Origin of the sequence: Streptomyces sp. (assembly GCF_035563135.1) — a bacterium.
GTDB lineage: Bacteria > Actinomycetota > Actinomycetes > Streptomycetales > Streptomycetaceae > Streptomyces.
In genome coordinates, this window is the sequence record NZ_DATMVN010000145.1 from 1 (window position 1) to 3,253 (window position 3,253).

The following is a 3,253-nucleotide window of genomic DNA, read 5'->3' on the forward strand; positions in this document are numbered from 1 at the left end:
CACGGTGCGGGAGCGGGCACCGGCGCTCGCAGGCCGCCGCGGGAGCGCCCGTGTCCGCCCGCAGAAGCGCAGAAGCGCAGAAGAGCAGGACGAGGGGCAGCCGGGCCGCCGTCCATCCGGTGCCCGGCCGCTCCGGCCCGATGAAGGGCCGGGGGAGGAGGCGTCCGAACCGGTGACACACGAGGAAACACGACAGAAGGTGTCCTGATTGCGGGGTTCGATGGCACCCATGACATCGAAAGTGACACCCGTTTCGTGGCAGGACTTCCGCACGGCGGAACCGGCCTTCGCCGACACCGTGCGCACACGGTTCCAGCAGTACAGGCACCACGTCCTCGCGACCCTGCGCGTGGACGGCTCCCCCCGGGTCACCGGCCTGGAGGCGGACTTCCGGATGGACGCGCTGTGGCTGGGCATGATGCCCGGCTCCCGCAAGGCCCTGGACCTGCGGCGGGACCCGCGCTTCGCCCTCCACGCCAATCCGGGCCCGGACGCGGAGATGGCCGACGGGGACGTGCGTGTCTCCGGCCGGGCGGTGGAGATCACCGACCCCGCCGTGCTGGCACGCTTCGTCGAGGAGGCGGCCCCGCCGGAGCCCTTCCTCCTCTTCCGCGCCGATCCCGCGGAGGTGGTCCGCACCGGGCTCGACGGCGACGACATCGTCGTACAGGTCTGGCGCCCCGGCCACCCCCTGCGCACCCTGCGCAGGGGCGCCGACGACAGTCCCGCCCGCGAGTCGTGACCCTCTGGCCCGCGGCTGTGGGGTGCGGGGCGCCGGGCGGCCGCCCGTGCCCGCACTCCTCCTGGACGGCCTCGCGCCGTATGGCACCCGTTCGGCGTAAGGACTGCGGCAGACCCTTCCGCCCGCCGGTGCGCGGCCCGGCGGATCCTGCTGCCCGCCGGTGCGCGGTCCGGGTGCGTGCCGTTACGGCGATCAGGTGAACCGCCCTCCTGCGCGCGAGGTCCTCGACCCCTCGCCGGCCGCTCCGGAACCCCTGACGGAATGTGTGGTTCCGCCACCCGGCGAAGTGCCCACAGCCCTTGGGGGAACAGGGCGGGAAACATCCGTGAACGAGAGTGGAAGCTGCCGTGGACGGTCCCCGCCGCCGCGCTGCTCAGCAGGATCCCCGGCGCGGTCTCCGGCGCGCCGGAGCAACATGATCTGCCGCTCGCCGACAGAACGTGCTACGGTTGCCGAGTTGCAGTTTTGGTACCCATGAACTTTATGTGCGCCTGACGGGAACCCTCCTCAGGCGCTTTATTGTTTTCCGGCTTTCTCCGGATGGGGCTCAATGCGGCGACTTGGAATTCGTAAAGTGCGGATTTCCGGCACTGCACCTCTTTTAGGAGAATGACATGGCTACTGGAACCGTGAAGTGGTTCAACTCGGAAAAGGGCTTCGGCTTCATCGAGCAGGACGGCGGCGGCGCCGACGTCTTCGCCCACTACTCCAACATCGCCACCCAGGGCTTCCGTGAGCTCCAGGAGGGCCAGAAGGTCTCCTTCGACGTCACGCAGGGCCAGAAGGGCCCGCAGGCGGAGAACATCGTCCCGGCCTGATCGCCGGACGCGTACCTCGCAGCCGGGGCCCGCACCGTGAAGGTGCGGGCCCCGGTTTGTGCTGTTTCCGGCTCGTCCCTTCCTGGTTCGCTACCGCAACCGGGACACCTGCTCTGTGCTTGCATCCTGGGGCGCACATCAAGCAGTCCGCAGCAGTCGGCAGTAATCCCAGGAATCCCCCAGGAGGGCAATTCCGTATGACCCGCTCCGAACGCCAGGACCGTCCGACCCGCAGCCGCCCGATAAAGGGGCGCGGCCCGGACCGGGCGCCGGCGAACACCCGAGGATCCGGCAAGGCACCGGCCCGCCGCAGGCCCGCGCCCGCCCAGGGCGGCGAGTTCGCCCTGCCGGAGACCCTGACCCCCGCACTGCCCGCCGTCGACGCGTTCGCCGAGCTGGACATGCCCGCCGCGCTGCTGAAGACCCTCACCGCGCAGGGTGTGAGCGACCCCTTCCCCATCCAGGGCGCCACCCTGCCGAACTCGCTGGCCGGCCGGGACATCCTCGGCCGTGGCCGCACCGGCTCCGGCAAGACCCTGGCCTTCGGCCTGGCGCTGCTCGCCCGCACCGCGGGACGCCGCTCCGAGCCGCACGCCCCGCTGGCACTCGTCCTCGTCCCCACCCGCGAGCTCGCCCAGCAGGTCACCGACGCCCTCACCCCGTACGCCACCTCCGTGAACCTGCGCGTCGCCACCGTCGTGGGCGGCATGTCGATCAGCAGGCAGTCCGGTGCGCTGCGCCGCGGCGCCGAGGTGCTCGTCGCCACGCCGGGCCGGCTCAAGGACCTCATCGAGCGCGGCGACTGCCGGCTCGACCAGGTTTCGATCACCGTCCTGGACGAGGCCGACCAGATGGCCGACATGGGCTTCATGCCGCAGGTCGTCGCGCTGCTCAAGCAGGTCGAGGCGGACGGGCAGCGCATGCTGTTCTCCGCGACCCTCGACAAGAACATCGACCGGCTGGTGAAGATGTTCCTCACCGATCCGGTCGTGCACTCGGTCGACCCGTCGGCCGGTGCCGTCACCACCATGGAGCACTATGTGCTGCACGTGGCGGACGAGACGGACAAGAAGGCCGTCGCCACCCGGATCGCCGCCCGCGACGGCCGGGTGATCATGTTCGTGGACACCAAGCGTGCCGCGGACCGCTTCGCCAAGCGGCTCCTCGCCAGCGGTGTGCGGGCCGCGGCCCTGCACGGCGGCCGGTCCCAGCCGCAGCGCAACCGGACGCTGGACCAGTTCAAGAACGGCCAGGTCACCGCGCTCGTCGCGACGAACGTGGCGGCCCGGGGCATCCACATCGACGACCTGGACCTGGTCGTCAACGTGGACCCGCCGACCGACCACAAGGACTACCTCCACCGCGGCGGGCGCACCGCGCGCGCCGGGGAGTCGGGCAGCGTCGTCACGCTCGTGCTGCCCGAGGAGAAGCGCGAGATGACCCGGCTGATGCAGGACGCGGGCATCGCGCCGCGCACCACCCGGGTCAGGTCCAGCGACGAGGAGCTCAGCCGGATCACGGGTGCCCGCGAGCCCTCCGGCGTCGCGATCGTCATCGAGGTGCCCCAGCCGGCGCAGCCCAAGCCGCGTACGCGCGGCACGGGTCAGGGCCCGGGCCAGGCGGCCGGCGGATCCTTCCGCTCGGGCAGCCGGGGACGTGGCCGGCGCGGTGGGACGGGCACGGGCTCGGGCGC

The 3,253-nt window shown here is 71.6% G+C and carries 3 protein-coding genes and 1 pseudogene; all 4 read left to right on the forward strand.

From position 1 onward, the window contains the following. Positions 1 to 208: pseudogene (locus tag VN520_RS06120) on the forward strand (hypothetical protein); the annotation flags it as partial. A gap of 12 nt (positions 209 to 220) precedes the next feature. Further along, positions 221 to 742 carry a pyridoxamine 5'-phosphate oxidase family protein gene (locus VN520_RS06125; protein WP_325745816.1) on the forward strand — a complete coding sequence of 174 codons (522 nt, stop codon included), beginning with the start codon at positions 221 to 223 and terminating at the stop codon, positions 740 to 742. A gap of 614 nt (positions 743 to 1,356) precedes the next feature. Then, on the forward strand, positions 1,357 to 1,560 hold the full coding sequence (locus VN520_RS06130) for a cold-shock protein (RefSeq protein ID WP_015607926.1): 204 nt from the start codon (positions 1,357 to 1,359) through the stop codon (positions 1,558 to 1,560). Positions 1,561 to 1,757: 197 nt separating this feature from the next. After that, positions 1,758 to 3,253: DEAD/DEAH box helicase (locus VN520_RS06135; protein ID WP_325745817.1), on the forward strand; the 1,496-nt coding region annotated here is incomplete at its 3' end.

Excerpts from the sequence above, each read along its gene's own strand:
- VN520_RS06125 (WP_325745816.1), top strand. The coding sequence starts at position 221 with ATGGCACCCATGACATCGAAAGTGACACCCGTTTCGTGGCAGGACTTC.
- VN520_RS06130 (WP_015607926.1), top strand. The coding sequence starts at position 1,357 with ATGGCTACTGGAACCGTGAAGTGGTTCAACTCGGAAAAGGGCTTCGGC.